Here is a 26674-nt window from a genome sequence, read left to right on the forward strand (position 1 = left end):
TTGCTGGCCGAGTGTACGTGGACTGCTCCCGGCGGAACTTGTCATTGCGTTCCAAAACGATTGTCCCAACGTTCAATCCCACCTAGGCTCGTCACCAATAAGGTGTACAGGGTGCCTCGCTTGCGAATTAATTGTGCTTCCGAATGCCTTTCGTGGAGGAACCTGCGGTTTACGGCTTGATCCGCGCCACTCGTGCGCTGCGTCGGAACGATCGAAGCATTGTCGGGGAGACCGGTGAATGGCGACCAGGAAAGCGCCGCCGCGCGTAGAAATCGCGCATTTCGATACGGATTTTTTCGATTCCGGAGACCGTTTCGACGCCTGGAATCAGAACATGGGCGTCCTGTTCGATCTGCTGGCGCCGGACGGCAGCGTCCCGAAGCACGACATGAGCGCGCGGATCGACGTTTGTAACCTGGGCGACGCCGTGTTCGGCGTCACGCGGGCGCAATCGCAATTGTTCAGCCGCAACGACCGCCGCGTCGCCCGCGACGACCTGGATCACATCCTGGTCCAGGTCTTTCTCGAAGGCGGCGGCCTGGCCAGCAGCGATCACCGAATACAGGCCGGCGACATGCTGATCATCGATCTGGATCAGCCGCACGAGATGCTGAACACCGATTTCGCCAACCTGACGATGGTCCTGCCGCGCGAACTACACCCGGCTTTGTCGGACCTGCTGTCCGTGTTCCACGGCCGGCGGCTCGGCCAGGACAACCCGATGGTGCCCTTTGTCGCGGAACATCTGCGCTCGCTATGGAACCACGTGCCCGAAATGGACATGGGACATGCGGGCGTCGCCCTGAAAGGAACGCTCGGCCTGTTGGAAACCTGGCTGACCCACGAAGCGGAGGTCACCGGCGATACCGCCCCCGAGGTCTCCCTCGCCGTCGGCAAGGCGATCTTCCGCTACATCGACCAGAACCTGGCCGAACAGCTGCCCCCCGAAACGCTGGCCAAGACCTTCCGCATTTCCCGCTCCCAGCTCTACCGTATCTTCGCACCCCACGACGGCGTTGCGCGTTATATCCTGGAACGGCGCCTGCGGCGCAGCCTGCACATGCTGTCGAACCCGGCGAACGGCAACCTGAACATCGGCGCCATCGGGTACACCTGCGGGTTTTCCAGCGAGTCGCAGTTCAGCAAATCGTTCAAGAACCGCTACGGGATGTCGCCCAGCGAGGCCCGCGCCATGGGTCAAGCCGTCGCAGCAACCGCCGCCGATCCCACGGCCGCGGGCGGCGAGACGCCGGAATTCACCGCCTGGATCAGAAGCCTGGGCCGGTAATACGCCAGACTTTCATAAAGAAAGCGCCCGCCCTCGGTCGAGGACGGGCGTTTCCTTCAGACAAAATCGGCGCGGCGTTTAGACAGCGCCGTCGATGCACGTCATTCCGGAAGGCGGGTGGTACATGGTCGCGCCAGCGGAGACCATCTCGAGTTCGAACTCGGTCAGTTCGTCGTCGTTGGCGGCGAGCACGCGGAGTTCCCCAAATTTCTCGCAGGCCTCCTTGACGTCGTCCTCCTGCAAGGTGATGCCTACTTCGGCGGCTTTATCGACGGCGATCGTATAAAATTCTTCCGCCGTTTTTCCCTCAGAGAGCGCTTCGATCAGACCTTTGTCGGTCCGCACCTTTTTGTAAAATTCAATGACATTCGCATTCATTTTTGAACCTCCGTTCTGAAGCACTGTCCTAAACAGCAACCCTGCAACGCGGGCAGCCGCGAGAGCACGCGGCCCACCCTGACCGGGTCACGCGCAAACCTTAACGGCGAACTTTCCCGAGGAGCCAGCCCATAAGCACCCCCGGGAACGCACCGACAATTAATTTGGAACGTAGGGAAAACTGGCCGCGCCCCTGCCGGACCTTAAAATGAAAACGCCTGCACTCGGCTCAGTGCAGGCGCATCCATCAAGTCAAAACGGCGAAGCTTTTAGACCTGGCCCCCGATTCCGGTCAACCCGGACGGCCCGTAATAATTGCCACTTTCGTAGCCATTGAAAAAGCCACCCGCGGAGATCATCTCGAGTTCAAACTCGGTCAGCTCGTCGTCATTGGCGGCAAGCTTGCAAAGCTCCGCGAAATTGCCGCAGGCGGCGACAATGTCGTCCTGCTGCAAGGTGATGCCCATTTCGGCGGCCTTGTCGACGGCGGTCTTGATGAACTCTTCCGTCGTTTTTCCCTCAGAGAGCGCTTCGATCAGATTTTGGTCCGTGCGGACCTTTTTATAAAATTCGACAACATTCGTGTTCATGTTTGAATCTCCGTTCTGAAGCACTGTCCTAAATCAGAAATCAGCCTGCGGGCGAACACGAGAGCACGCGTTCCGCCTTCGGCTGAATCACGCCTCCACATAACCGCGCTTCACTGCATAAACCTAATGCTTTCGGAGATTCTGGACGCCGCGACCAGTGGTTTTGGACGTGAGGCACAGGAAAAGTAAATACGGGATGCCGGAGCCAGCGATTGATTTCTTGAAGGAGGGGAAGCCTCTCGTGGGCCGGATTGACGCCGCATGTCACCGCTTAAAAGCATTGGACGGCCACCGGCCATTCCGACCGCGACCGGTCGATGATGGACATTCGCGTCTTGGTGCCCGCGCCTGGCTTGGGCCAATAGCTTGGAACCCGGTGAATTCATTAAAGGATAGATGCCTGAAAAATCGCCTGGCATGCATTGACCCTTAAAATCTCGAGTCGTTTCCTACAAAACCGCCGAAAGCAGATTGTCGGACATTGGCAACGTCATCCCGGGATGATTGCCAATCTGGCCTGTCCCCTTAATCGGATACACATCGATAGCCAGAGACGCTGTCCGCCTGAATTCCAGAGATAAGGGGAAAGGAGCACGGCACGGCCGCGATCAGGCGGCCGTCATCCAAAAATGCTTCCGTAAAATCAGGCCCGGCGCGGCGTCGAACACGTCACGAATCAGGCCGGGCGCGACCGTATCGGCGACGGCGATTCCTCGACAGGCTCTCTAGGGCCGGAAGTCCGGCGGCAGTTCCAGCCATGCCACGGCCTCGGCCACGTCTTCAAAAATCTTGCGCTTCATGGCGGCCTTTCCGTCACGGGCATAGATCGCGTCACATACTCGCGCGGTGATCGCGAAGCGGTCGGCGGCGACGGTGTTGCCCCGTCGGTAAACGAAGGCCGCGGTCGCTGGATGGTCGAACATCTTGGCGATCTGGTAGCCCAGCACGTCGACGAAAGCACCCTGGGTGGAATCAAGCCCGGGGGCGGCCGTCAGGCCGTCGTCACAGACATAAAGCCGGCGCATGCCGGGGCTGAAGTCCGGTGCCTCGGCCAAATCACGCAGCGCATCCACCGTCTCCAACAGACTCGACTGCCCGAAGAGGGAAAAGCTGACAAGATTTTCGGCCTTATGAATTTTCCACGAAATGCCCATAGCGGCCTGTGTTCATAAGGGTCAGTAATGTCCTTGCACCTAGCCCCTCGAAACAAGTCCTCGTTCGCGGGCGATCACGGCCGCCTGCGAACGGTTCTGCACGCCGATTTTCTTGAAGATGCTGCGTGCGTGCAGTTTCACCGTGACTTCGTGGATTTCCAGGTCACGGGCGATCTGCTTATTCGGTTTTCCGTCGGCGATGCCTTCAAGCACCTCCATCTCGCGGGGCGTCAAGCCTTCCGCATTGACCTTGCGGTCCGCCGCCTCGGCGGCCATTGCCTGCATGGTTTCCACGGGCACGTAAGTGCCACCCTCGGCGATCACGCGAAGGGCCCCCGCATAGGCGGACCCGGTTAAGGTTTTCGGAAGATAGCCATGGGCGCCGAGATCCAGAACGGTCTTCACATCCCGTGTCTTGGCGACGCCGGAAGTCACGGCAATGGCCAAATCCGGATAGGCGGCGCGAAGCCGCTTGACCCCTTCCGTGCCGTCCATCCCGGGCATGGAAAAGTCCAGGACCACAAGGTCGTACTTCCCCTTGCCCGAAAGCCTGGCCGTCACTTCGTCGAGGTTGGATGCCGCCTGAATTTCAACATCGGGGAAGGCGCGGTTGAGATGCTCACGCACCGCGTCGAGAAACATCGGATGGTCATCGGCGAACAGCAATCGCATTCTGCCTGCTTCTTTTGTCTTGCGGCCACGTTGCTTCGCGGCCGGATGTTCTCCACCCCATACCTAAGTATGCCCGAAACACATACTTAGGTCGATACCGAACAAACAATCGGAATCCGGCCCCCGAAGCGCCGCTTTCCGCCCCGGCATAACCGATGAGGCGAAAAACAAATCCCGACCGGCGCCGCGGCGCCGATCGGGGTTCCGGAGAACGGAGGAGGAAGGGTTTGTCTTGGCCGCTTCCTTAAGCAGCCCGCACATCATGCAGGAAGGTCTGCACGATCTGCTGTAGGGAGGACGACTTCTGCGCCAGTTCGTCGGACGCGTGCAGAACCTCGGAGGCCGAACCGTCGGTGTCGTTGGCGGCGACCTGCACGCTTGAGATCGAGCTGGAAACCTCCTGCGTCGCGGCCGCGCCTGTTCGCAGTTGCGGCTGATCTCCTGGGTCGCGGCCGCCTGTTCCTCGACCGCGGCGGCCACGGCGGCCGTCATCTCGTTGACCTCGGAGATGGTCGCCTTGATCAGGTTGATGGCGTTCGCCGCCTCGCCCGTCGTCGACTGGATCTTGGCGACATGGGCCGCCACTTCCTCCGTCGACCGTTTGGTCTGGGCCGCCAGGTTCTTGACCTCCGACGCGACCACGCGAAGCCCTTGCCGGCCTCGCCGGCGCGCGCCGCCTCGATGGTGGCGTTGAGCGACAGCAGGTTGGTCTTCTCGGCGATCTCGTTGATCAGCTCGACCACCTGGCCGATCGCCTGGGCCGCCTCGACAAGGCCGTCGACCTTGCCCTGGACCTGATCGGCCTCGGTCACCGCCTGGCCGGCCTTTTGCGAGGACCGCGCCATCTGCTGGGTGATCTCGCGGACCGACGCGGTCAGTTCTTCCGTCGCCGTCGCCACCGTCTGCACGTTGGCCGCCGTCTGTTCGCAGGCCGCCGCCACCGACGAGGACTGGCGGGTCGTCGTTTCCGCCGTGCCGCGCATGCTGGTCGCCGTCGCCTGAAGTTCCGTCGAGGCCGACGACACCACGCCGAGCACCTCGCTCACCGTCGCGTCGAAGGCCGTCGTCAGCGCCGCAAGCTTCTGCGCGCGTTCCAACTGAGCCTGCTGATCCTTCAACTGCTGAGCCTGAAGGTCGCGGTTCTCGATCAGGCGCTGGCGGAAGAATTCCACCGAACGCGCCATGTTGCCGATCTCGTCCTTGCGCGCCTGGCCCTCGGTTTCCGTGTCGTAGTCCCCTTCGGCCATGTCTTCCATGAACCGGGCCATGGCGTCGATCGGACGCGCGATGCCGCGCGACAACGTCAGCCAGGCCAGAACGGCGAACACCAGGGCGATGACCGTGCCGAGAAGCAGGCTGATCAGCGTCACCTTGAATTCGCCGGCCACGGCATCACGGTTCTTGTCCATCAGGCCGACCGCAAGTTGCTTCAGGGCGTCGAAGCTTTCGAACGCCTTGGCGATCCCCTGCTCGCCGTAACCGTTGGCTTCGAGAACCCGGGCTTCATCCACGGTGAAGCGTTGACGCATCAACGTGATCTGCCGATCGACGATCGTGTCCTGCCATTTGCGGACATGGGTGTCGGCGGCCAGCAAGTACTGCTTCGCCGCGGGCACGGTCAACCGGGCCTGTAGCTTTCCGATCTTGTCCAGATAACCGGCCTTGGCCGTGTTGTAAGACGTGATGTAATCCCGGTTGCCACTGATCAGCAGACCGCGGATGGAAGCCTGCTGTGCCGCGACAAGGGCGCGGACCTCTTCGAGTTCCAGGACGATGGTGTTGATGCGCGCCGTATCGTCGACCTGGTTCTGGGCCTTATTGGTATTGACCGCGGTCACCCCGGCCAGCGCGCGCCGATGATGACGACCAGGGTCAGAAAGGCGGCAATCAGCTTCTTTGAGATTGTGATATTGTTGATCGCGTTCATGGTTTCATCCTCAAGCGCTATATCTTGCCGGCGGCCTGGCGGCGCCGGAGTTCGGTCAGGTTGACCTCGACGGTCACGGTCCCGACCGCTTCGACACCGTCGGTAATGGACATGTTGACCTGCACGTTTTCGGTTCCGCTCTCGCCATTGACCTCCGGCTTGTCGATGAAGACGGCCGCCGGGCCCATGGGAAAGGTTTTCTGGAACTTGGCTTCATCACCCTGCCAATAGTCGCTGGTGATGGAACTCTGGCCGGCGTTCAGACCCGTTGTCCATGACGAAAATTTCCGTGTAGAGACCGAGGGACGACGCCTGGATCGCCGTCAGATAGCTTGATAGCGGGCTGGCCAGAACGGCGGTGATCAACGGCTGGTCATCGGTCTTGCGTTCGGCGCGCCACTGCTTGTCGAGCGTCAGGATGCTTTCTTCCGTGAGCCCGGTATGCCGCTTGTTGCTGGCCTCAAGGGTCAGCAGAACCACGGGCGAGGCCGCCCACGAACGAATCTGATCGAGCAGCTTGCCCGGAACGACCTGCTCGTCGGCGGCGGCGTCGGTCGCGATGCCGCAAAGCAACGCAAAAACAATCCCCCGCACAGCATAAAGACATGAACGCATTTCTAATCTCTCCTCTTCGAGAACTAGAAAAAGCATACCTTATTATTCATCCATTAGAACACTATGCAAAAGTAATATAGAGGCGCCAATTGGTATGCTGAAATTCGGGCTTTGGTATTATTATTTTCCTATACTTAGGTATGGGATCTATGGATGAAATATTCGAAATACATCCAATAGCCAATAAAAGGGCGGCGCCGCAGCGCCGCCCAAGTCTTTAGGAGGGAGGGAGTTTATCCTGGCCGCTTTCTTAAGCAGCCCGCACATCATGCAGGAAGGTCTGCACGATCTGCTGTAGGGAGGACGACTTCTGCGCCAGTTCGTCGGACGCGTGCAGAACCTCGGAGGCCGAACCATCGGTGTCGTTGGCGGCGACCTGCACGCTTGAGATCGAGCTGGAAACCTCCTGCGTCGCGGCCGCGGCCTGTTCGCAGTTGCGGCTGATCTCCTGGGTCGCGGCCGCCTGTTCCTCGACCGCGGCGGCCACGGCGGCCGTCATCTCGTTGACCTCGGAGATGGTCGCCTTGATCAGGTTGATGGCGTTCGCCGCCTCGCCCGTCGTCGACTGGATCTTGGCGACATGGGCCGCCACTTCCTCCGTCGACCGTTTGGTCTGGGCCGCCAGGTTCTTGACCTCCGACGCGACCACCGCGAAGCCCTTGCCGGCCTCGCCGGCGCGCGCCGCCCGATGGTGGCGTTGAGCGACAGCAGGTTGGTCTTCTCGGCGATCTCGTTGATCAGTTCCACCACCTGGCCGATCGCCTGGGCCGCCTCGACAAGGCCGTCGACCTTGCCCTGGACCTGATCGGCCTCGGTCACCGCCTGGCCGGCCTTTTGCGAGGACCGCGCCATCTGCTGGGTGATCTCGCGGACCGACGCGGTCAGTTCTTCCGTCGCCGTCGCCACCGTCTGCACGTTGGTCGCCGTCTGCTCGCAGGCCGCCGCCACCGACGAGGACTGGCGGGTCGTCGTTTCCGCCGTGCCGCGCATGCTGGTCGCCGTCGCCTGAAGTTCCGTCGAGGCCGACGACACCACGCCGAGCACCTCGCTCACCGTCGCGTCGAAGGCCGTCGTCAGCGCCGCAAGCTTCTGCGCACGTTCGACCTGCCGTTCTTGCGCCTTGCGTTGCTCTTCTTCCAGTTCCTTGGCGCGGATCAGGTTTTCCTTGAACACCTGAAGGGCCCGCGCGACGGCGCCGATCTCGTCCTTGTTCTCAAGGGCTGGGATTTGAACGGTCCAATCGCCTTCGGCCAGGGTTTCCGTGGCTTCGGTGACCGCCTTCACCGGACGGGTGATGCTCATCGCGACGGCGGCGCCGACGGCGACGAACACGGCGAAGATCACCACGGATCCGATCAACATCAGCCGGCCCATGGATGTCTGCGTTTCGTGCATGGTGACAAGCGCCTGCTTGGCGCCCTGCTCACCGAACGCGACCAATTCCTCGACGGCCGGGGTCACGATCTTATAGATGGTGCTGAGTTCGCTGATGGCGGCCTCGTTTTCGACGCTCAGTTTGGCGAAGGCATCGAACGCGGTCACATAGTCGTCCAGAAGCTTGGTGATCTCGGCCTTGGCACCATCAGGCAGCGGCGTCTCGGGCAGCATGGCCAGAAATTCGGCCCGGCGCTTGGCCACGCTGTCGATATATTTTTCGGCGCCGCGCAGCATGAAATCCTTCTCGTGCCGGCGCATCATCAACATCTTGACCGTCAGGCCGTCCAGCTTGGCTTCGTTCAGCTTCGTTTCCACGGCATGGACGGCGCTGCGCAGCTTGCCCTGAAGACCCGCCTTTTCATCCAGACCCAGTTCCTGGATCTGCGCGACGACCGTGGCGAACTGTTTCTCATGGGCTTTGACGGCGCCCTCCAAGCGAGACAGCGTTTCCGCCTTGGCGTCGGCCACATGCTCCTTGCGGACCGCGTCCAGAACGGATGTCAATTTCGCGACATTGCCTTGGTAGGCTTCCGCGTACTTCATCTCGCGGCGCAGCAGGAAATCCTTTTCCGCTCGGCGCATTTGCAGGGACTGGGATTGGATTTCCTGACTTTCCTGCGCCAGGGCGTTGTAGTCGGTATTCGACTTGACGGCCTTGGCGGTCATCGACTGGCCATAGACCTGAATGCCGCCGAACACGGCCATCGCCACGACGCCCAGAATGACGATGGCGCTCACGCGCTGTGCGATCTTGAAGTTGCCGAACAGGGTCTTGGCCGCGATCGCGCCGTTCCCGCCCGTGTCATTCTGCGAATTTACCTGTGACATTTCCTCTAAACCTCCTGTTGATGTCCGCCTTTCGGCGCCCTGCGCTGGGCGCTCGTGTGAGACAAGGCCGGACGATGACGGACCGTACCGATGTGACGGCTCCGTGACTGCTGACCAGAGGGATCGTTAGGTCGGAAAATTAGTATGTGACGATATACCCGTGATATCCGTCACACCATACTTTCGTATGGCGCCGGGCCATGGGCGTTCAATCGCCCAATAGATCGGCGAGCACGCGTCCCAGGCGCGAGGCGGACACCGGCTTCTGGAAGAAGGCATCCGCCCCGCCGGCCCGCGCCGTTTCTTCCGTCAGCGTGTCGCTGTATCCGGTACACAGGATGCAGGGGACGTCGGCCCGAACTTCCTTGATCCGCCGGATCAGTTCCATTCCGCGCATGTCGGGCATGATCTGGTCCGAAATCACGGCCCGCCACAGGTCGGGCGTGTCGGCGAACACCTCGATCGCCTCGCCGCCGCCGGAACAGACCCCGGCTTCATAGCCCAGCCGTTCCAGGCCGATCGAGACCATGTCCGCGACCTCGCTTTCGTCATCGACGATCAGGATCATGCCTCGGCCCGTCACCTTTTCGGCGATTTCGTCCGCCGCCGCACGGTCGGAACCGGGCGCCGCGCAGGGCAGAAACACCTCGAACCGCGTGCCCTTGCCCAGGCGCGTGTGAACACGTATCGCGCCGTGGTGGGCGGTGACGATGCCGTGCACCACGGGAAGGCCAAGCCCCGTGCCCTTGCCTGCCTCCTTGGTGGTGAAGAACGGCTCGAAAAGACGCCGGAGAACAGGTTCCGCGATGCCCGGCCCCGTGTCCTCCACGTATATCATGACATGGTCGGCCCCGGCATCGATCGCCCCCGCCACCACCTGCCAGGCGCCGTCCTCCATCTCCCGGATTTCCATGAAGTCCTCGGGCGTGGTCTTGACCGGGCCTTCGTGGGCGGACAACAGCTTCGAGCCCGCGGGTATGCGTTCCAACCCGATGTTGATGATTCCGTCCACCCCCGAGAAGGCGTCGTTGGCGTTGACGCCCAGGTTCATCAGCACCTGGGACATCTGGCCGGCATTTGTCATCGCGGTGACTTCCGCGTCGGAAGGATGAAACACCACGCGGGTCGTTACCGGCAGGGTGCCGGACAACAGCGTCGCCGCCTCCTCGCCGATCGCGTTCAGATCGACAACACTCTGTTCGCCGTGCGATGCCCGCGAAAACGCCAGAATCTGGCTGACCAGTTGCTTGGCCCGGTCACCGGCGCGGGCGACGCGCTGGGCGAAATTGTGCTGCGGCGTGCCTTCCGGAAGGTCTTCGATCAGAAATTCGTTGAACCCCATCATGGCGCCCAAAAGGTTGTTGAAATCATGGGCGATGCCGCCGGCCAGACGACCGATGGCCTCCATTTTCTGGGCCTGTTGCAGCTGCGCCTCGATCTCACGGATTTCGGACACGTCGACATAGAAGGAACACACACCCGTGACCAACCCGTCCGGCGTCAGCATGGGAGCCTTGATGTTGGTCGTGATCAGATTACGTCCGTCCGCGCACTTGATGACGGCCTCTTTCATGAAGGGCTGGCGCCCGGCGATGACCTTGGCGTCTTCCTCCTCGGTACGCCGGCCGATCTCGGGGCCGAACAAATCGGCCGCACGGCGGCCCACGACATCCACCAGATCCCACCCCTTCCAATCCAGAAAGGTCCTGTTCATGGCAAGGTACCGCCCGGTTGTCGTCTTGATGATAATCCCCGCCGGCGCGTTTTCGAACAGGCCACGGAACCGGGCCTCGCTTTCCTTCAAGGCCAGGTCGGCGCGCTTGCGGTCGGTGACGTCCATGATCGCCGTGCCGACGCCGAACACCGCGCCCTTGTCGTCGCGCACGGGGAACTTGATGTACTGCATCATCCGCTCGCCGTCGCCCTGCGCCGACATCGCCTGTGCCTCGAACTCGGCGGGTTCTCCGGTCGCCAACACCTTGGCTTCCTGTTCCAGGATGGTGTCCAGGGTTCTGTTCGAAAAACCTCCGTGACCGTCTTGCCGATGATCTCATCGACGGGCTTGCCCACCCACTGGGCATAGACGTCGTTGACGAACTGATACCGCCCCTCCATGTCCTTGAGGTTAAGCAGCATGGGCGCGTTCTGCGTGATCGCCTGCAGCTTGGCCTCGCTTTCGCGAATGGCGTTCTCCGCTTTCTTCTGGTCGGTCAGATCGACGCTGACCGACACCACACCGGCGACTTCGCCGGTCTCATCGCGGAACGGATACTTGGTGATCAACAGGTTGTGGACCGTGTTGTCGGCAAACGGCCGCTCGGTCTCCCGCGACAGGGTTTCCCCGGTGATCCGCGCCCGGGTTTCCTGGTCCCTGACAATCTCACCGTCGGCATTCATGCGTTTGGCAAGGTTCAACATGTCATTGCCGATCACGTCGTCCTGGGCCAACCCATACCAGTCGCAGGGTCTGGTTGACGAGGTTATAGTACTCGTTGCTGTCGGTCATCGTGATGCCGACGGGCAGGTTGTCGATCAGCGAGCGCAGAAGACGTTCGTGGCGTTCGAGCGCCCGGCGGGCCTCGACCTCCTGGGTCATGTCGATGCTGACGGAACCGACCCGGATTGCCTTACCCTGGTCATCAAAGATCGGAAATTTGGTGATCTTCAAAGAATGATCCCGTCCATCCGCGAAACGGTGCGTGGCCTCGCGTGTGCGAATTTCACCTGTTTTCAGAACCTCCCGCTCTTGTGCCTGGCGATAATGGATATCTTCTTCATCCGCTTGTACGCCGCCGACAAGAATTTCACTCTCCCCGATCTTGGATGCGAAATCGATGCCGTACCACTGACGATAAACCGGATTCGTCCTTTCCAGACGCAATTCGGAATCCTTGATCAAGACCGCCACGGGCAGATGGTCGAAGATCGAATTCAACAGGCTTTCGCTCGCCTGTAGTTCGCGGGTCGCGCGCGACCGTCTGTTCCAGCGTTTCCGCCTGACGGGCCAGGGTTTCCTCGGCCTCTTTACGGGCGGTGATGTCGTAATGCCAAACCAGGGCCGCGCTCTCACCCTCGAATTCGACGAGACGCGAATCCATCAACAGCCATACCAGGCGTCCATCCAGGCGCCGCCGGCGCACCTCGACCGCATCAAGGGCGCCTTCTTCGTCGAACCGTGCGCCCAACCGTTCCAGGTCTTCCGGATCCACATAGGTTTCCGACATGGGCACCGAATTGAGCGCCTCCTCGGTCTGGGCGCCGAACATGTCGAGAAGGCTGTGGTTGACGAACAGCCGGCGGCGGGGCTCACGGGCGACGACGGCGACCCCGACAGGGCTTTTTCCAGGATCGCCCTCAGGTTCGTCTCGGATCGGCGGAGGTCCGCCTCGGCCCGCCGGCGCTCGGCGATTTCCTGGGTTAGCTCCACGGTGCGGTCGGCGACCATGTCCTCGAGTTTTTCAAGGTGGGCCTGCAGCGCCTTTTCCGCCCGACGTTCGTCGGTGATGTCGAGAATCGCCGTGCCGATGCCGGTGATCGTGCCGGCACTGTCGCGGATCGGGAATTTGAACTGCCGCAGGGTAACCGGCGCGCCGTCCTTCGTGTGGCCGAATACGGTGTCGGTTTCGAACACCTGGACTTCGCCCGTCTTGATGACCTCCCGGTCGATTTTCTCGACGGCCGCGCGCGCTCGGGCGGCAACAGATCCCGCGACGTCTTGCCGATGATCTGTTCGGGCGCGGCCCCATGCCATTCCGCGAACTTGAGGTTGCAGTGCTGATAGGCGCCGTTCTTGTCCTTGAGCGACAGCATGATCGGCACGTTGTCGGTAATCCCGACAAGCCGCGCCTGGGTCTCTTCCAAGGCACGCTGGGCAAGCTTCTGCTCGGTGATATCCGTCATCGCCGTGCCGACGGCCATGATGTCGCCGTCGGCATCGTAGACCGGGAACTTGATCATGCGGAAGATCGTCGACTTGCCGTCGGGCCGGCGTTGCAGTTCGGAAACCGTTTCCTCGACGACGACCTCGCCGGTTTCGATGACCCGTTGGTCCAGCGCTTCGACGACCTTGGCCCGGCCGGGATTCACAAGGTCGCTCGACCGCAGGCCGGAAATCGCGCGCACATCGATGCCGTGCCACCGGGCAAAACCCGCGTTGCCCTCCATAAAATAACCGTCCAGATCTTTCAAACAGAGCATGATGGGCACGTTGTCGGTGATCGCGCGAAGACGCGCCCGGGCGTCTTCAAGGTCTTCTGCACCGCCTTTTGATCGGAAATGTCCGTCCATAAGGTGGCGATCAGCTCGACGTTGCCGTCCTTGTCATGGACCGGAAACTTCGACACCAGCGCCGAGCGTTCGACACCATCGCGGCCGATGCGGGTCGTCTCGCTGGTAAACGACCGCCCCTGTTCAAGAACCGCCCTGTCTTCGGCAGCGATGGCGGCCAGGATCTCGGGCGAATTCAGGCCCAGTTCGTCGATCCTCTTGCCGTAGGCTTCCTCGGCGCGGACCCCGTAGTTCCGTTCATAGACCTTGTTGACGAACACATAGCGATAGTCCCTGTCCTTGAGCGACAGGGAACTGGGCAGGGCGTTGACGACACCGCTGAACCGCTGCTCGATGGACTGCCGGGCGCGTTCGATTCCTGCTGTTCCTGGCGGGCCATGATCAGCGACGTCAAGGCCGCAAGCGACCGCGCCAGAGACTGTTCTTCGAGTGTCCATTCCCTCGGATCGCCCACATGCTCCAGGCACAAGACACCCTTCAATTCGTCGCCGACATGGATCACCGCGTCGAGCATGGAGGTGATGCCGTGCCCGTCCAGATATTTCCCGGTGAATTCGGCGGTCCGAGGGTCCGACCGGGCATCATGGGCATCGATCACTTCGACCTGTTGCAAGGCCTTGAAATATTGTGGGAAATAATCGTGCTCAAGAATCATTCCGCTGCTGTGGGCCGCCGCCGTGGCCTGATATAGATCCAGGCATTCGATCTGGCTCATATCCGGGCGGGCACGCCACACGCTGACCCGTTCCACGCCCAGGGTTTCCGCCGCGACCTGGGTCAACAGGGAAAAGGCGTCCCCGGCATTGGGCGACGCCATCGCATCGCTGGCGACAATGCGGTCGAGCGCCTTGTGATAGCCTTTCAGAACACGTTCCCGGTCCAGGGCGTCGCGCTCCCACTTATCGCGCTCGGTGATATCGACGCCGAGCGCGCCGACCCCGATCAACCGGCCGCCGTCGTCGGAAATGGGGAACTTGACGATCTCCAGGCGATGATGCGATCCGTCGGCGAATTGGCGATCCTGCTCGCGGGTAGTGATCTTGCCGCTGTCGGCGACATCCTTTTCCTGGGCCCGCGACGCCGCCCAGGCCTGTTCCCAGGCGGGGAAGCGTTCTTCGTTGGAACTGCCCAGAATTTCATCGCCGCCAACCCCGTAGCGGCGCGTGAATTCCTTGTTGATCAGCATGTAGCGTCCATCGGGGTCCTTCACGGTCAGGCCGTGGGGAAGGTGATCGACGATCGCCGATAACAGAACGTCCCGGCGCCGCAGTTCCTCTTCGGCCAGCGCGCGATCCAGTTCGCGGCAACCCTGCCCGCGAAGAATTCGAATGCCAGTTTGTGCAGGTCTTCCAAAACCATCGGCTGACGGGACATCGCCACCATCAGGCCCAGGCAGTGCCCGCTGGCGCCATATAACGGCACGCCGATGTAGCCCTCGATGCCTTCATCCACAAGGAAGCGGTCTTTGGGGAATTTTCCGCGGTGCCCCGCGGATAGACACAGAGCGACGCGTTGCGCGTCACCGTCTCGCAGGGGCCGCCGACGATAGGATAACTGATGTTATCGACCCGCTTGCCGTCGACGATCGCAATCACGCTTTCCGCCGTCTTGCCGTCGCCGGACAGGCGGGAAATGTAGATTTGATCGACCCCAAGTTCCCGCCACAGGGCCTGGGCGACCTGCTCCAGAAAATCCTGGCCAACGGCCCTGGACGTGGCGCCGACAACGTTGCGGATCAGCTTTTCGATCACTTCGCCCTGGGAGGCCCGGCGTCCCGTTCCGCGATATCCCAGGAACTTGCCGCCGTCGAACACCGGCAGGCCGCTGACGGCGATGGGGAAAGTCGTCCCATCGATGCCGGCCATGATAAAAGTGAAATCGTGAAAGGGTTCATGCGCGTCGATGATCTTGCGATAGGCTGCCCATGCCGTGTCCTGGGTAACCGATCCATGCAGTTCCTCGCGCGACTTTCCAATGCAGTCCTCGGGCCGTATCCCAACCGAAGAGATCACCTGATCGGAAATGAAGGTGAACCGGTCGTCGGCATCCGTTTCCCAAAACCAGTCGGCGCTGACGCGGGCGAAGTCCATAACGCGCGCATCCGCGCCCGCGCCGTCGTCCCCGGGTCCGCCGGTCTGGCGTGTTTTCATCGACTCGTCCGATGGTGACCGTGGCATTCAGCCCCTCCCGGCAAGGCTCCCGTATCCCCGGATTACGCTGTCCAACGTGTTCCTGGAAAATGAACGTGCTTCGATCTTTTCATCCGACGCGCGCCTCGGCAAGCCGGAAGGCCTTCTCCGGCGGCAGTGGATGGCTGTACAGAAACCCTTGCACCGTCGTCACCCCGAGATCCGCGAGAAATCGAGCCTGGGCACCGTTCTCCACACCGCGGCGACGACCGTCAGGTCAAGGGCTTTGGCGGCGCGGACAATCGCGGTGACGACTTCGCAGGCACCAGAGTCGGACGGCAACTCATCGACGAAGGATCGATCGATCTTGAGAATGTTCACCGGCAATCGCACCAGGCGCGACAGGGACGAGTATCCGGTGCCGAAATCCCCGACCGAAATCTTCACGCCGGCCGCGCGCAGACCGGACATCATGGCGATGCCACGGCTAAGTTCGCCGGCCGACATGGCATCCGTCAGTTCGAACTCGATCAACGACGGCGGAATGTCATAGGCGTTGATGATCTTGATGAAATCCTTCAGTTCCCGGTGCATCAACTGGCTGGGGGACACGTTGATCGAAATCGGCAGGGGCGACCGCCCCGCGTCGCGCTCAGCCTTCAGCAGCCGGCAGACCTCGTGCAAAACCCAATCCGTGAGCGGCACGATCAGGCCGCATTCCTCGGCCATGGGAATGAATTGCGTCGGCGGGATCAGTCCCCGTTCCGGATGGTGCCAACGGATCAGTGCCTCAAATCCGCGGCACCGCCCGTCGGCCATGTCGATCTTGGACTGAAGGTCGAGCCTGAATCCGTCGTATTCAAAGGCATCGCGAAGGTCACGTTCCAATCGCAGCTTGGCGTTGGCCGCCTCGACCATCTGCATCGTGCATTCGCGCGCGGGGACACCCGACCTGCGGGCATCATCCAGGGCCAGTTCGGCGCATCGAAAGCAATGCCCGATGTTGACCGGCCCCGTGCCGACACCGGCGGTGCCCACGTTGACGCCGACGTAGAAGTCCATGCCGTCCATCTCGAAGGGATGGTCAAAGCTGCTGACGATGGCGCCGGCGGCCATGTCGGGAAGCACCGGACCGATGCTTTGGGCATTGATCACGACGAAGGCATTTTCCGAATATCGGGCGACAAGGCCGCGCGGACCGACCACCGCCTGGAGACGCTTGGCCGCCTTCGCCGTTAGGCGCGACCATATGTGCCCGGCCACCGGCCCCTCAACATTGCGCGGCTTGTTCAAACCGACAAGCATGATCGCGAAGCCATCGCCGATAACCGCGCCATCATCCACCAGGCCGGCGGCCTGCCGGAAAGCCTCTGCCCGCGACGGCAGACCATCGACGAGCGGCGCCGACCGCGAGACATTCACGGGTGCCGTGCCCGGAAACTGGCATTCGTCCAGGGTGCAGACCATCCGGCCCGGGGCGATCCCCATCATGCAGCACAGCCCAATGTTCAGCATTCGGCCTTCGCGGTCGCGCATGACGATGCGGCGCGCCACTCCCTCTTCACTGCCTGTCAGGGTATCCCGAAGCAGAGACGCGATGACCGGCCCCGCCTCCATGCCAAGCAGGTCGTGGAGACGCATCAACTGGTTGCCCGAAACGCCGGCGAAGGGCAGCTGTTCCAGCATCGCATCGGTCATCAGGAATCTCCCGTCACGGTCGACGGTGAACAGAATGCCGGATTGGTTGACCTGCGCTGGATGAATGTTGTTGCTGACGTTCACGGGACGTTTCCTCTAATCGTTTAATTGTCTGTCCCGCCCGTGACATCCAACGGGATCAGGCGGCTCCCCGGAGGGACGTCCCGACGGTGCGCCGGTGGTCCGCGCGCAGCGCGACTGCCAGTTATCCGCGATCTCGCCCAACCGCCGGGCGGCACGATGAAGGCCTCCCGTCCGGATGCCTGAAATCCTGAACCGATAATCCTCCATGGAACCGGCCAAATTCTCGATGCCGCCGCGCAGGGTGTCGATCACGCCTTGGAATTCACCGACTTCGGCCCGCAGGGTCTGGGTTTCCCGTTCCAAGGCGTCCACCGCGGCGCGCATCCGAGCCAGGGGGCCGTCCTGGCGGCGGACGGGCCGGACGATACTGACGGCGTTGCCTTCGAACTTACGCGGCATCGCGCAGCACCTCTTTCAGTGCCGTTTCCAGATCCTTGGCGCCGAACGGCTTGTGCAGGACCTTGGCTTTCGCAAGAACCTGGAACAGGTTCTCGTAAGGACGGATCACGCCCTTGTACCCGCCGGTCATGCCGAGCACGGGAATCCGGGAGCCCAGCTTCTTCAACTCGGTCACCAGTTCGATTCCGTCAGCGCCGGGCATGAAAATGTCGGTGATAATGGCGTCAACGCTCTGATCGCGCAGCATGCCGAGGCAACGCTGGCCGTTCTCCGCGGCGATCACGACATGGCCCAGTCGCTCAAGAAGTTGCACGACAAAGGCCCGGTGATCGATGTCATCATCGACGACGAGAATTTTTGCCATTTCGGCTTCCTTTATTCTTGCGCGCCATCCTTTCCGCGCTCGGACGCGGGGATGTTTCCCATTTGTGACAACTGGGACAGTACCTCGACCGGCCCGCGATTTCTGCTGACCTGGAGACGAGGGCGCCGACACAAAAGTATGGGGTAGGTAATACCTATCCGCGCAGCGTCCGCGGGCCCCTCAGGGGCCGCCTTGGCCGGCTTGACGAATTCGGATGGGATTTTGGGGCCGTCCGGCGCCATGGCGCCGGACGCCGCGGTTACGAGCCGTATTTGACGCTACAGCCGTAGGGCCGGGTGCCCTGCGGATTGACCGGCTGGCCGGCCTTCATCTGAGCAAGCGCGTTCAGAACATAGTTCTGCGCCTTGGGAATGTCGGTGACATCCGCCGACTTGATGCTGTCGATGGCGCCGTGATAGGTGAGCAACCCCTTGGCATCGATGATGAACATGTGCGGCGTGGTGCGCGCGTTGTACAGGCGGCCGATCTCGCCCGACGGATCGAGCAGCACCGCCGACGGGCCGGCGTTGCGCGATTGGGTCAAGGTATCGGCCTGCGGACCGCTGACGTTGCCCTGTTCCCCCGGGGCCGAGGAAATCACCGACAGCCAGACGACGCCGTCCTGGGTCGCCTTCTTCTGGGTCATCTGCATGTTGCCGGATGAATAATGCTTCACCACGAAAGGACAGTCGTGGTTGGTCCATTCCAGAATCACGGTCTTGCCCCGGTAATCGGCGAGATTGACCGTCCGGCCCTTGGTATCCACCCCGGTGAAGGCCGGGGCCGGACTGCCGACGACGGGTTCGGCCACGGCCGGGGACGGCGCGGCAAGGGTGGCCGCGGCCAGAACGGAGAAGACCGAAAGAGCCGCAAAGCGGCGGCGGGTAAGGGGTTTCATGACACGAACTCCCTGCAATCTATGGGGTTACGATTGCCGGAATTCTACATAAACCGCGATTTTTCCGCGAGTGACATCTTCGTGTGCGGTGCGGTGCCACGTCCGTCTGCGGGCGATCAGGCGACCCGGTTCAACAGGCGCGCGCGGATGGTTCCGGAAAGATCACGGATTTCCGCCAGGATCGCGTCGGCGTCGGGGACCGCCCCCTCGGCCTCCAGAACGACGTAGCCGATTTCGCCGTCGGTCTGATAGGTCTGGGCGGCGATGTTGACGTTGTTGCGGGCGAACACCTCGTTCAGGCGTTGCAGTTCGCCCGGCAGGTTGCGTTGAACCTGGATGAAGCGGGTGCCGCCCTGACGCGGCGACAACTGGGCCTGCGGGAAGTTGACCGAGCCTTCGGTCGAGCCGATGTCGGAATATTCGACCAGCTTGCGCGCGACTTCTTCACCGATGCGTTCCTGGGCTTCTTCCGTGGACCCGCCGACATGCGGCGTCAGAATCACGTTGTCCAGGCCTTGCAGGGGCGAGACGAAGGGCTCGGCATTGGATGACGGCTCCTTGGGAAACACGTCGACCGCCGCACCGCCCAGGTGGCCGTCCTTCAGCGCGGCCGCCAGGGCCGGAATATCGACCACCGTGCCCCGCGAATTGTTGATCAGGAAGGCGCCCTTCTTCATGGCGCGCAATTCCTTTTCACCGATCATGTCCTTGGTGTCCGGCGTTTCCGGAACATGCAGGGTAACCACGTCCGACTGTTTCAACAGGTCTTCCAGGTTGCGCGACGGCATGACGTTGCCGTGACGCAGCTTGTCCGTGCGGTCGTGGTAGATGACGCGGAGCCCCATGGATTCGGCGATCACGGCCAACTGACTGCCGATGTTGCCGTAGCCGATGATGCCCAGCGTCTTGCCGCGCACCTCGCGCGACCCGGCGGCGGACTTGTCCCAATCGCCGGCATGGGCCGCCATGGACCGCGGGAACGTCCGGCGGAACAGCATGACGATCTCGGCGATGGTCAATTCGGCCACGGAACGGGTGTTGGAAAAAGGCGCGTTGAACACGGGAATCCCGTTGTTCCGCGCGGCGTCCAGGTCGATCTGGTTGGTGCCCACGGAAAAGCAGCCGACGGCCATCAGGGACGGCGCCGCGTCGATGACGTCCTTGGTCAGCTGCGTGCGCGAGCGGATGCCCAGGATGCGCACGTCCTTCAATTTTTCCTTGAGCGCGTCACCGTCCAGGGCCGTCTTCAGACGCTCGCCGTTGGAATAGCCCGCATCCTTGAAGACGGCGGAGGCCGTGGGCGAGATGCCTTCGAGCAGAAGGACCTTGATTTTTTCCTTGGGCAGGGACGGATTCTGGATTTTCGACATGGGATCTGGGAGTGGTTTTTCGGCGGGGATGAACATGTTGCGGCGCAAAATGCCGGAGCCGGGCCGCCATGGCAAGCGATATCCCGCATGCCGGCCGCGTCACGAACGTTTCATTAAAAAATTGATCTTCATCAAGACAACGGACACGCGCCGCATCTATTGTTACAATCAATTAACGCGTCGGCGGCGCGCCGGGTTGTCGCCGTTCGCGCGCAAACCTCTGTCTGAGGAAGGAGGAAGGCAATGGCGCCTTCGGAGACCGATACCCGCAAGCAAGAACTCCGCGCCTTCCTGTTCCTGACCGTGTTCCTGGCCCCCATCGTGTCCGTCGCCCTGGTCGGCGGGTTGGGCTTTTCCATCTGGATATATCAAATGTTCGCAGGACCGCCCGGGTCCTGACCCGGCCTCATCACAGCGGTTCCAACCACCGGCGGGAGGAATTCATGCTCGAAGGCAAGCAATCCATCATTTCACGCAGCCGTCGCGCGTTCATTCGCGGACGCACGACCCATGTCGCCAGCCTGCTGGTCCAGGCCTGGCCCGACGGCATCGCCGCGACCGAGGCCGCGTTGAACGCGATCCCCGGCGTCGAAAGTCACGGGACCGGCGGCCCCGGAAAACTGATCATCACCGTCGATGTCGATGACGATACCGGCCTGGTCGAGACCGTGGCACGCATCGAGGCCGCTCCGGGCGTGATCATCGCGTCTCTGGTCTACCACCAGATGGATGAGGGAGACGCGTCATGAGCGGGCCTAAGCTGACCCGGCGCGAATACATCAAGGCCCAGGCCGTGGCCGCCGCGATGGCGGCGGCAGGGCTGCCGGTTTCCGCCCTGGCATCCAACCTGCCGACCGCCGCCCAGGCAACCGAACTGCGCTGGTCCAAGGCCGCCTGCCGGTTCTGCGGCACGGGCTGCTCGGTCATGGTCGGGGTCAAGGACGGCCGCGTGGTGGCGACCCACGGCGACGCCAAATCCGAGGTCAACCGGGGCCTCAACTGCGTGAAGGGCTATTTCCTGTCGAAGATCATGTACGGCGAGGACCGCCTGACGCGGCCCCTTCTGCGCATGAAGGACGGCAAGTTCGACAAGAACGGCGACTTCACGCCGATCACCTGGGACCAGGCCTTCGATATCATGGCCGAGAAATGGAAGGCCGCCATCGCCAAGACCAGGGACACGGACCAGATGCCGCCGGTCGGCATGTTCGGGTCCGGCCAGTGGACCGTGTGGGAAGGCTATGCCGCGTCGAAGCTGATGAAGGCCGGGTTCCGGTCCAACCACATCGACCCCAACGCCCGCCACTGCATGGCGTCGGCGGTCGGCGGGTTCATGCGTACCTTCGGCATGGACGAGCCCATGGGCTGCTACGACGACATGGAGAACGCCGACGCGATCGTGCTGTGGGGCTCCAACATGGCGGAAATGCACCCCATCCTATGGACCCGGGTGACCGACCGCCGGCTCAGCGCGCCGCACGTCAAGGTCGCCGTGCTGTCGACCTTCGAGCACCGCTGCTTCGACCTGGCCGACATCCCCATGGTGTTCACGCCGCAAACGGACTTGGCGATCCTCAACTTCATCGCCAACCACATCATCCAGACCGGGCGGGTGAACAAGGAGTTCACCGGCAAGCACGTGAACTTCCGCCTGGGGAACCCCGACATCGGCTACGGCCTCCGGCCCGAACACCCGTTGGAGAAAAACGCCAAGAACGCCAAGGATGCCAACGGATCGAAGGCCATGTCGTTCGACGACTACGCCAAGTTCGTCGCCGACTACGACGTCGACAGCGTTTCCAAGCTGTCGGGCGTGCCCAAGGACAAGCTGATCGAACTGGCCGAACTTTACGCCGACCCGAAAACCAAGGTCACCTCGTTCTGGACCATGGGCTTCAACCAGCATACCCGCGGCGTGTGGGCCAACAATCTGGTCTACAACATCCACCTTCTGACCGGAAAAATCTCCGAGCCCGGCAACAGCCCGTTTTCCCTGACCGGGCAGCCGTCGGCCTGCGGCACGGCGCGCGAGGTCGGCACGTTCTCGCACCGCCTGCCCGCCGATCTGGTGGTCGCCAAAAAGGCGCACCGCGACTTCGCGGAAAAGATCTGGAAGCTGCCGGAGGGCACGATCCCCGGCAAGAACGGCTTCCATGCCGTGTTGCAGAACCGCATGCTCAAGGACGGCAAGCTCAACTGCTACTGGGTCCAGTGCAACAACAACATGCAGGCGGCGGCCAACATCAACGAAGAAGGCCTGCCCGGCTACCGCAACCCGGACAACTTCATCGTCGTGTCCGACGCCTATCCGACGGTGACCGCCCAGGCCGCCGACCTGATCCTGCCGACCGCCATGTGGGTGGAAAAGGAGGGGGCCTACGGCAACGCCGAACGGCGTACCCAGTTCTGGTACCAGCAGGTCAAGGCGCCGGGCGAGGCGCGATCCGACCTGTGGCAACTGGTCGAATTCTCGAAACGGTTCAAGGTCGAGGACGTCTGGCCCGCGAGCCTGATCGCCAAGAAGCCGGACATGAAGGGCAAGACGCTTTATGACGTGCTGTTCAGGAACGGCAACGTCGATAAATTCCCGCTGAGCCACGCCAGCCTGGAATTCGACAACGACGAATCCAAGCATTTCGGCTTCTATCTGCAAAAAGGCCTGTTCGAGGAATACGCCACTTTCGGGCGCGGCCACGGCCACGACCTGGCACCCTTCGACATCTACCATCAGGTGCGCGGCCTGCGCTGGCCCGTGGTCGACGGCAAGGAAACCAAGTGGCGCTACCGTGAAGGCACGGACCCCTACGTGAAGGCCGGCAAGGGCGTGGAATTCTACGGAAAACCCGATGGACGGGCCTGGATATTCGCCCTGCCCTACGAGCCCGCGGCGGAAAGCCCGGACAAGGAATACGACCTGTGGCTGGCCACCGGCCGCGTGCTGGAACACTGGCATTCCGGGTCGATGACCCAGCGCGTGCCGGAACTGTACAAGGCGGTGCCCGACGCCAAGGTGTTCATGCACCCGGACGACGCCAAGGCCCGCGGCCTGCGCCGCGGCGACGACGTGCGGGTGATTTCGCGCCGCGGCGAAATCAGGACCCGGGTGGAAACCCGGGGACGCAACAAGCCGCCCATGGGTCTGGTCTTCGTGCCCTGGTTCGACGCCAGCCAGTTGATCAACAAGGTCACGCTGGACGCCACGGATCCCATCTCCAAACAGACGGATTACAAAAAATGCGCCATCAAGATCGTCAAGGCCTGAGCGCCCGCGCCGTTCTGCTGGCCTGTGCCGCCGTCCTGGCGACGGCCCTTGCCGCCGGCTCCGTGATCGCCGCCGACACCACGGCAACCCTGCGCAAGGACGACATCGCCGGCCAGAAAGCGCCGCCGCCGTTGGCCCGGGTGGAGAACCATGACCTCAAGCGGGCACGGAACTACCCGGAACAGCCGCCGACCATCCCGCATCAGATCCGCGACTATCAGATCGACCGCAACGTCAACAAATGCCTGACCTGCCATTCGCGCACGGCGGTCGAACAGTCCCAGGCGCCGATGGTCAGCGTCACCCATTTCATGGACCGCGACGGACAGGTGCGGGGGGCCGTGTCGCCGCGCCGCTATTTCTGCCTGCAATGCCATGTGCCCCAGACCGACGCCAAGCCCCTGGTCGGCAATACCTTCCAGGATGTCGATGCGGTCATCCAGGAGGCCGTCCCGGGCCGCAAGGAGAACTAAGCCGTGGCCCTTCGCGACAGCGTCATCACCCTGTGGAAGACCCTGACGGGTCCGGCCAGGCATTTTTCCCTGGGCTTCCTGACCTTCGGCGGGTTCATCGCCGGGATCGTTTTCTGGGGCGGGTTCAACACCGCGCTGGAACTGACGAACACGGAAACCTTCTGCATTTCCTGCCACGAAATGCGCGACAACGTGTATGCGGAGCTGAAAACGACCATCCACTACACCAATCGGTCCGGCGTCCGCGCAACCTGCCCGGATTGCCACGTGCCGCACCAATGGACGGACAAGATCGCGCGCAAGATGCAGGCCTCGAAAGAAGTCTGGGGCAAGATTTTCGGCACCATCTCGACCCGCGACAAGTTCCTGGAAAAACGCCTGGAACTGGCGGGCCATGAGTGGGAGCGGCTGAAGGCCAACGATTCCCTGGAATGCCGCAACTGCCACAACTTCGAATTCATGGACTTCACGGCGCAGAGCAAGCGGGCCGCCGACCACCACGCACGGTTCCTCACCAACAAGGAAAAGACCTGCATCGACTGCCACAAGGGCATCGCGCATCGATTGCCGGACATGGCCGGAGTCGCAAAGTGACGACGCCGGGCCGAAATTAAGGCGCGGCCCGCCGCCGCGACCTTTTCCCCGCCACGGTTCCAGCGCAGAATGGCGCCTCCGCAAACGAAACGGAGGACCCGCCATGTCCGCGTCGCCATCCCCGGAAGATCGCCTGTCAGACATCCTGTCTCCCGAACGGGGCGCCGTCGTCACGGGCGCGGCCAGCGGTATCGGCCTTGCCGCCGCCAAACGTTTCGCGGCGCTCGGCATGCATGTCTGCCTTGCCGACACGGACGAAGACGCCCTCGACCGGGCCCATGAAGAAGTCCGCGCCGCCGCCCAGGCCGGACGCGTCATGTCCATGGCCGTGGACGTCGCCGACCCGGACGCCGTGACGGCGCTGAAGGACCGGGTTCTGGATACCTTCGGCGGCGTCGCGCTGCTGATGAACAACGCGGTCGCCCGCCATTCGGGCGGCTGCCTGGATGAGCCGGACAACTGGCGGCGGACCATCGACGTCGGCCTGTTCGGCGTCATCAACGGCTGTCAGGCCTTCGCCCCCGCCATGATCGCGGCGGGGGAACCGGCGATGATCGTCAACGTCGGCTCCAAGCAGGGCATCACCAACCCGCCCGGCCGCCCCCACTACAACGTCGCCAAGGCGGCGGTGAAGGCCTATACGGAATTGCTGCAGCATGAACTGCGGGGCGGCAACGGTGGCGGCGGCGACGTCACCGCCCATCTTCTGATCCCCGGCATGACCACGACCGGCGGGCGCGACCACAGACCGGGGGCCTGGTGGCCGGACCAGGTCGTCGACTTCATGCAGGACGCCTTGCGGCGGGGCGATTTCTACATCCTCTGCCCCGACGGCGAGGTGACGCCGGAAATGGACGCCAAACGGATCCTCTGGGCGGCCCACGACATCACCGAGAACCGTCCGCCCCTGACCCGCTGGCATCCGGATTTCAAGGCCGCCTTCGACACCTTCGAACCCTGACCGCCGCCGCCCGGTCCTTCGTCATAAAATGGCCATGGTGCGGCGTTGGATTAGCCTCCCCGCGCGCCGGAACCGGCCGGGGCGCGACCGAACGGGAGAGTTACCATGCGCAAAATCCACCCCCTCGCCCTCGCCCTGTCCTGCGCCGCCGCGCTGTTTACAGCCGATGCCGCCCAAGCCGCCACGGTGACCGTCACCATGCACAAGGCCACGACCGGCGGCCCCGGCAAGGACCTCGGCACGATCGCCTTCGAGGATACCTCTCAAGGCATGGCGATCACGCCCAGATTGATGGGATTGCAGGAAGGCCTGCACGGCTTCCATGTGGATGAGTTTCCAAACTGCGCCGCCAAGAAAAAGAACAGCATAGCCGTGCCCGCCCTGGCCGCCGGAAACCCGCTGGGCGCGGATCAGCCCGGCAAGGGCCATCCGGGCGACTTGCCGGGGCTGTACGTCCATTACGACGGCGCCGCCTATACCCCGACCGTGGCCCCCGCCATGAAGACGGCGGATTTGATCGGTCATGCCATCGTCATCGACGCCCTTGGCCCCGCGTATCGGGACGCCCCCAAGCCTGTGGGCGGCGCCATTCTGCGCGTCGCCTGCGGCGTGGTGACGCACTGACTACCCGGGCCCGGCATCCCGGCGAATTCCGTTGAAAAAAGCCCAGATCGGCCCCACATCAAGGGCAGCCCGGCACGATGACCGGGCCTTTTTTCAAGCGGGAGGCAAACCATGAAGACATACCTTGCGGCCGCCGCGGCCGTCCTGATGATTTCCGGCGCGGCTCAGGCCGCGACGGTCACCGTGACCATGCACCAGACCTCGGCCAACGGCGTCGGGCCCATCATGGGCACGATCGAATTCCAGGACACGGCGCGCGGCCTGCGCATCCTGCCCAACCTGTCGGGCCTGAGCGAGGGCCAGCACGGTTTCCACGTCCATGAACATCCCAGCTGCGAGCACAAGGAAAAGGACGGCAAGCACGTGCCGGGCCTAGCCGCGGGCGGGCATTTCGATCCCGCGAACACGGGCAAGCACCTGGGCCCCAACGGCGACGGGCACCTGGGCGACCTGCCCGTGCTGTACGTCGCGGCAGACGGAACGGCGACCCGCGACAGCTATGCCTCACGCCTGAAGACCTCGGACCTGGAGGGCCGCTCGATCATGATCCATGCCGGTGGCGACACCTATTCCGACACCCCGGCGCCCTTGGGCGGCGGCGGGGCGCGGGCCGCCTGCGGCGTGGTTGTCTACTAGCAGCCC

At 62.6% G+C, this 26674-nt stretch carries 32 protein-coding genes; 9 read left to right on the forward strand and 23 right to left on the reverse strand.

The genetic code is table 11. From position 1 onward, the window contains the following. Window positions 1-238 precede the first annotated feature (238 nt). Complete coding sequence (locus RJ527_04805) at window positions 239-1288, forward strand: helix-turn-helix domain-containing protein (GenBank protein WND77068.1); 1050 nt, start codon at window positions 239-241, stop codon at window positions 1286-1288. Between the two features lie 78 nt (window positions 1289-1366). Here RJ527_04805 and RJ527_04810 read toward each other — a convergent pair whose 3' ends face one another. The 23 genes from RJ527_04810 to serA all read right to left on the reverse strand — a co-directional run bounded on the left by RJ527_04810 (window position 1367) and on the right by serA (window position 20118). Continuing rightward, window positions 1367-1666 carry a hypothetical protein gene (locus RJ527_04810; GenBank protein WND77069.1) on the reverse strand — a complete coding sequence of 100 codons (300 nt, stop codon included), beginning with the start codon at window positions 1664-1666 and terminating at the stop codon, window positions 1367-1369. A gap of 269 nt (window positions 1667-1935) precedes the next feature. After that, complete coding sequence (locus RJ527_04815) at window positions 1936-2256, reverse strand: hypothetical protein (GenBank protein WND77070.1); 321 nt, start codon at window positions 2254-2256, stop codon at window positions 1936-1938. Window positions 2257-2981: 725 nt separating this feature from the next. Then, on the reverse strand, window positions 2982-3338 hold the full coding sequence (locus tag RJ527_04820) for a hypothetical protein (GenBank protein WND77071.1): 357 nt from the start codon (window positions 3336-3338) through the stop codon (window positions 2982-2984). Between the two features lie 111 nt (window positions 3339-3449). Then, window positions 3450-4082 (reverse strand): response regulator transcription factor, encoded by a 633-nt coding sequence (locus RJ527_04825; GenBank protein ID WND77072.1) that lies wholly within the window; start codon window positions 4080-4082, stop codon window positions 3450-3452. Window positions 4083-4326: 244 nt separating this feature from the next. Further along, the gene (locus RJ527_04830; GenBank protein ID WND77073.1) at window positions 4327-4458 is read right to left on the reverse strand and encodes a hypothetical protein; all 132 of its coding nucleotides are present in this window, start codon (window positions 4456-4458) and stop codon (window positions 4327-4329) included. Window positions 4459-4603: 145 nt separating this feature from the next. Next, window positions 4604-5920, reverse strand: a complete 1317-nt coding sequence (locus RJ527_04835) for a methyl-accepting chemotaxis protein (protein ID WND77074.1) — start codon at window positions 5918-5920, stop codon at window positions 4604-4606. Between the two features lie 106 nt (window positions 5921-6026). Next, window positions 6027-6197, reverse strand: coding sequence for a hypothetical protein (locus RJ527_04840; GenBank protein WND77075.1), 171 nt, complete (start codon window positions 6195-6197; stop codon window positions 6027-6029). 28 nt (window positions 6198-6225) lie between these two features. Then, window positions 6226-6582 carry a hypothetical protein gene (locus tag RJ527_04845; GenBank protein WND77076.1) on the reverse strand — a complete coding sequence of 119 codons (357 nt, stop codon included), beginning with the start codon at window positions 6580-6582 and terminating at the stop codon, window positions 6226-6228. A 292-nt stretch (window positions 6583-6874) separates the two neighbouring features. Next, window positions 6875-7249, reverse strand: a complete 375-nt coding sequence (locus RJ527_04850) for a hypothetical protein (protein WND78016.1) — start codon at window positions 7247-7249, stop codon at window positions 6875-6877. Next, the gene (locus RJ527_04855; GenBank protein ID WND77077.1) at window positions 7153-8889 is read right to left on the reverse strand and encodes a methyl-accepting chemotaxis protein; all 1737 of its coding nucleotides are present in this window, start codon (window positions 8887-8889) and stop codon (window positions 7153-7155) included. The genes RJ527_04850 and RJ527_04855 overlap by 97 nt, the downstream gene beginning before the upstream one ends. A 208-nt stretch (window positions 8890-9097) precedes the next feature. Next, window positions 9098-10864, reverse strand: coding sequence for a PAS domain-containing protein (locus tag RJ527_04860; protein WND77078.1), 1767 nt, complete (start codon window positions 10862-10864; stop codon window positions 9098-9100). Next, entirely contained in the window at window positions 10795-11337 is a 543-nt protein-coding gene (locus RJ527_04865) for a PAS domain-containing protein (GenBank protein ID WND77079.1), read from the reverse strand. The genes RJ527_04860 and RJ527_04865 overlap by 70 nt, the downstream gene beginning before the upstream one ends. Continuing rightward, window positions 11309-11797, reverse strand: a complete 489-nt coding sequence (locus tag RJ527_04870; GenBank protein WND78017.1) for a PAS domain-containing protein — start codon at window positions 11795-11797, stop codon at window positions 11309-11311. The genes RJ527_04865 and RJ527_04870 overlap by 29 nt, the downstream gene beginning before the upstream one ends. After that, window positions 11694-12155 (reverse strand): PAS domain S-box protein, encoded by a 462-nt coding sequence (locus RJ527_04875; protein ID WND77080.1) that lies wholly within the window; start codon window positions 12153-12155, stop codon window positions 11694-11696. The genes RJ527_04870 and RJ527_04875 overlap by 104 nt, the downstream gene beginning before the upstream one ends. A gap of 151 nt (window positions 12156-12306) precedes the next feature. Next, on the reverse strand, window positions 12307-13176 hold the full coding sequence (locus RJ527_04880) for a PAS domain-containing protein (GenBank protein ID WND77081.1): 870 nt from the start codon (window positions 13174-13176) through the stop codon (window positions 12307-12309). Beyond that, a complete protein-coding gene (locus RJ527_04885; GenBank protein WND78018.1) occupies window positions 13074-13466 on the reverse strand; it encodes a PAS domain-containing protein in 393 nt (130 codons plus the stop codon). The genes RJ527_04880 and RJ527_04885 overlap by 103 nt, the downstream gene beginning before the upstream one ends. Continuing rightward, window positions 13352-14386, reverse strand: a complete 1035-nt coding sequence (locus tag RJ527_04890) for a PAS domain-containing protein (GenBank protein ID WND77082.1) — start codon at window positions 14384-14386, stop codon at window positions 13352-13354. Before RJ527_04890 ends, RJ527_04885 begins: the two co-directional genes overlap by 115 nt. Window positions 14387-14558: 172 nt before the next feature. Beyond that, the gene (locus tag RJ527_04895; GenBank protein ID WND77083.1) at window positions 14559-15326 is read right to left on the reverse strand and encodes a PAS domain-containing protein; all 768 of its coding nucleotides are present in this window, start codon (window positions 15324-15326) and stop codon (window positions 14559-14561) included. 189 nt (window positions 15327-15515) lie between these two features. Beyond that, window positions 15516-17087, reverse strand: coding sequence for a GGDEF domain-containing phosphodiesterase (locus tag RJ527_04900; protein WND77084.1), 1572 nt, complete (start codon window positions 17085-17087; stop codon window positions 15516-15518). A 12-nt stretch (window positions 17088-17099) separates the two neighbouring features. After that, complete coding sequence (locus RJ527_04905) at window positions 17100-17486, reverse strand: hypothetical protein (protein WND77085.1); 387 nt, start codon at window positions 17484-17486, stop codon at window positions 17100-17102. After that, window positions 17476-17850, reverse strand: a complete 375-nt coding sequence (locus RJ527_04910) for a response regulator (GenBank protein ID WND77086.1) — start codon at window positions 17848-17850, stop codon at window positions 17476-17478. Before RJ527_04910 ends, RJ527_04905 begins: the two co-directional genes overlap by 11 nt. Before the next feature lie 259 nt (window positions 17851-18109). Continuing rightward, a complete protein-coding gene (locus RJ527_04915) occupies window positions 18110-18748 on the reverse strand; it encodes a redoxin domain-containing protein (protein WND77087.1) in 639 nt (212 codons plus the stop codon). A gap of 116 nt (window positions 18749-18864) precedes the next feature. Next, window positions 18865-20118: a phosphoglycerate dehydrogenase gene (serA, locus tag RJ527_04920; protein WND77088.1), complete on the reverse strand. Its 1254-nt coding sequence runs from the start codon at window positions 20116-20118 to the stop codon at window positions 18865-18867. Window positions 20119-20361: 243 nt separating this feature from the next. Here serA and napE point away from each other — a divergent pair, with 243 nt between their 5' ends. From napE to sodC, 8 genes are all read left to right on the forward strand, one after another. Continuing rightward, window positions 20362-20517 (forward strand): periplasmic nitrate reductase, NapE protein, encoded by a 156-nt coding sequence (napE, locus tag RJ527_04925; GenBank protein ID WND77089.1) that lies wholly within the window; start codon window positions 20362-20364, stop codon window positions 20515-20517. Between the two features lie 44 nt (window positions 20518-20561). Next, window positions 20562-20867, forward strand: coding sequence for a chaperone NapD (locus tag RJ527_04930; GenBank protein WND77090.1), 306 nt, complete (start codon window positions 20562-20564; stop codon window positions 20865-20867). Then, on the forward strand, window positions 20864-23380 hold the full coding sequence (gene napA, locus RJ527_04935; GenBank protein ID WND77091.1) for a periplasmic nitrate reductase subunit alpha: 2517 nt from the start codon (window positions 20864-20866) through the stop codon (window positions 23378-23380). The genes RJ527_04930 and napA overlap by 4 nt, the downstream gene beginning before the upstream one ends. Further along, the gene (locus RJ527_04940) at window positions 23353-23853 is read left to right on the forward strand and encodes a nitrate reductase cytochrome c-type subunit (GenBank protein WND77092.1); all 501 of its coding nucleotides are present in this window, start codon (window positions 23353-23355) and stop codon (window positions 23851-23853) included. The genes napA and RJ527_04940 overlap by 28 nt, the downstream gene beginning before the upstream one ends. Window positions 23854-23856: 3 nt before the next feature. Further along, complete coding sequence (locus RJ527_04945; protein ID WND77093.1) at window positions 23857-24447, forward strand: cytochrome c3 family protein; 591 nt, start codon at window positions 23857-23859, stop codon at window positions 24445-24447. 103 nt (window positions 24448-24550) lie between these two features. Beyond that, complete coding sequence (locus RJ527_04950) at window positions 24551-25408, forward strand: SDR family NAD(P)-dependent oxidoreductase (protein WND77094.1); 858 nt, start codon at window positions 24551-24553, stop codon at window positions 25406-25408. Window positions 25409-25513: 105 nt separating this feature from the next. After that, a complete protein-coding gene (locus tag RJ527_04955) occupies window positions 25514-26032 on the forward strand; it encodes a superoxide dismutase family protein (protein WND77095.1) in 519 nt (172 codons plus the stop codon). A gap of 111 nt (window positions 26033-26143) precedes the next feature. Then, window positions 26144-26668, forward strand: a complete 525-nt coding sequence (gene sodC / locus RJ527_04960; protein WND77096.1) for a superoxide dismutase [Cu-Zn] SodC — start codon at window positions 26144-26146, stop codon at window positions 26666-26668. Window positions 26669-26674: the final 6 nt, after the last annotated feature.

The sequence above is a fragment of the Thalassospiraceae bacterium LMO-SO8 genome (assembly GCA_031655335.1).
Classification (GTDB): Bacteria; Pseudomonadota; Alphaproteobacteria; order Rhodospirillales; family Casp-alpha2; genus UBA1479.

What these genes read in the sequence shown, in the direction of transcription:
- RJ527_04805 (WND77068.1), top strand. Translation starts at nt 239, where the DNA reads ATGGCGACCAGGAAAGCGCCGCCGCGCGTAGAAATCGCGCATTTCGAT.
- RJ527_04810 (WND77069.1), bottom strand. Translation starts at nt 1,666, where the DNA reads ATGAATGCGAATGTCATTGAATTTTACAAAAAGGTGCGGACCGACAAA.
- RJ527_04815 (WND77070.1), bottom strand. Translation starts at nt 2,256, where the DNA reads ATGAACACGAATGTTGTCGAATTTTATAAAAAGGTCCGCACGGACCAA.
- RJ527_04825 (WND77072.1), bottom strand. Translation starts at nt 4,082, where the DNA reads ATGCGATTGCTGTTCGCCGATGACCATCCGATGTTTCTCGACGCGGTG.
- RJ527_04840 (WND77075.1), bottom strand. Translation starts at nt 6,197, where the DNA reads ATGGGCCCGGCGGCCGTCTTCATCGACAAGCCGGAGGTCAATGGCGAG.
- RJ527_04855 (WND77077.1), bottom strand. Translation starts at nt 8,889, where the DNA reads ATGTCACAGGTAAATTCGCAGAATGACACGGGCGGGAACGGCGCGATC.
- RJ527_04875 (WND77080.1), bottom strand. Translation starts at nt 12,155, where the DNA reads ATGTTCGGCGCCCAGACCGAGGAGGCGCTCAATTCGGTGCCCATGTCG.
- RJ527_04880 (WND77081.1), bottom strand. Translation starts at nt 13,176, where the DNA reads ATGGACGGACATTTCCGATCAAAAGGCGGTGCAGAAGACCTTGAAGAC.
- RJ527_04895 (WND77083.1), bottom strand. Translation starts at nt 15,326, where the DNA reads ATGAAAACACGCCAGACCGGCGGACCCGGGGACGACGGCGCGGGCGCG.
- RJ527_04905 (WND77085.1), bottom strand. Translation starts at nt 17,486, where the DNA reads ATGCCGCGTAAGTTCGAAGGCAACGCCGTCAGTATCGTCCGGCCCGTC.
- RJ527_04910 (WND77086.1), bottom strand. Translation starts at nt 17,850, where the DNA reads ATGGCAAAAATTCTCGTCGTCGATGATGACATCGATCACCGGGCCTTT.
- RJ527_04915 (WND77087.1), bottom strand. Translation starts at nt 18,748, where the DNA reads ATGAAACCCCTTACCCGCCGCCGCTTTGCGGCTCTTTCGGTCTTCTCC.
- serA (WND77088.1), bottom strand. Translation starts at nt 20,118, where the DNA reads ATGTCGAAAATCCAGAATCCGTCCCTGCCCAAGGAAAAAATCAAGGTC.
- napE (WND77089.1), top strand. Translation starts at nt 20,362, where the DNA reads ATGGCGCCTTCGGAGACCGATACCCGCAAGCAAGAACTCCGCGCCTTC.
- RJ527_04930 (WND77090.1), top strand. Translation starts at nt 20,562, where the DNA reads ATGCTCGAAGGCAAGCAATCCATCATTTCACGCAGCCGTCGCGCGTTC.
- napA (WND77091.1), top strand. Translation starts at nt 20,864, where the DNA reads ATGAGCGGGCCTAAGCTGACCCGGCGCGAATACATCAAGGCCCAGGCC.
- RJ527_04940 (WND77092.1), top strand. Translation starts at nt 23,353, where the DNA reads ATGCGCCATCAAGATCGTCAAGGCCTGAGCGCCCGCGCCGTTCTGCTG.
- RJ527_04950 (WND77094.1), top strand. Translation starts at nt 24,551, where the DNA reads ATGTCCGCGTCGCCATCCCCGGAAGATCGCCTGTCAGACATCCTGTCT.
- RJ527_04955 (WND77095.1), top strand. Translation starts at nt 25,514, where the DNA reads ATGCGCAAAATCCACCCCCTCGCCCTCGCCCTGTCCTGCGCCGCCGCG.
- sodC (WND77096.1), top strand. Translation starts at nt 26,144, where the DNA reads ATGAAGACATACCTTGCGGCCGCCGCGGCCGTCCTGATGATTTCCGGC.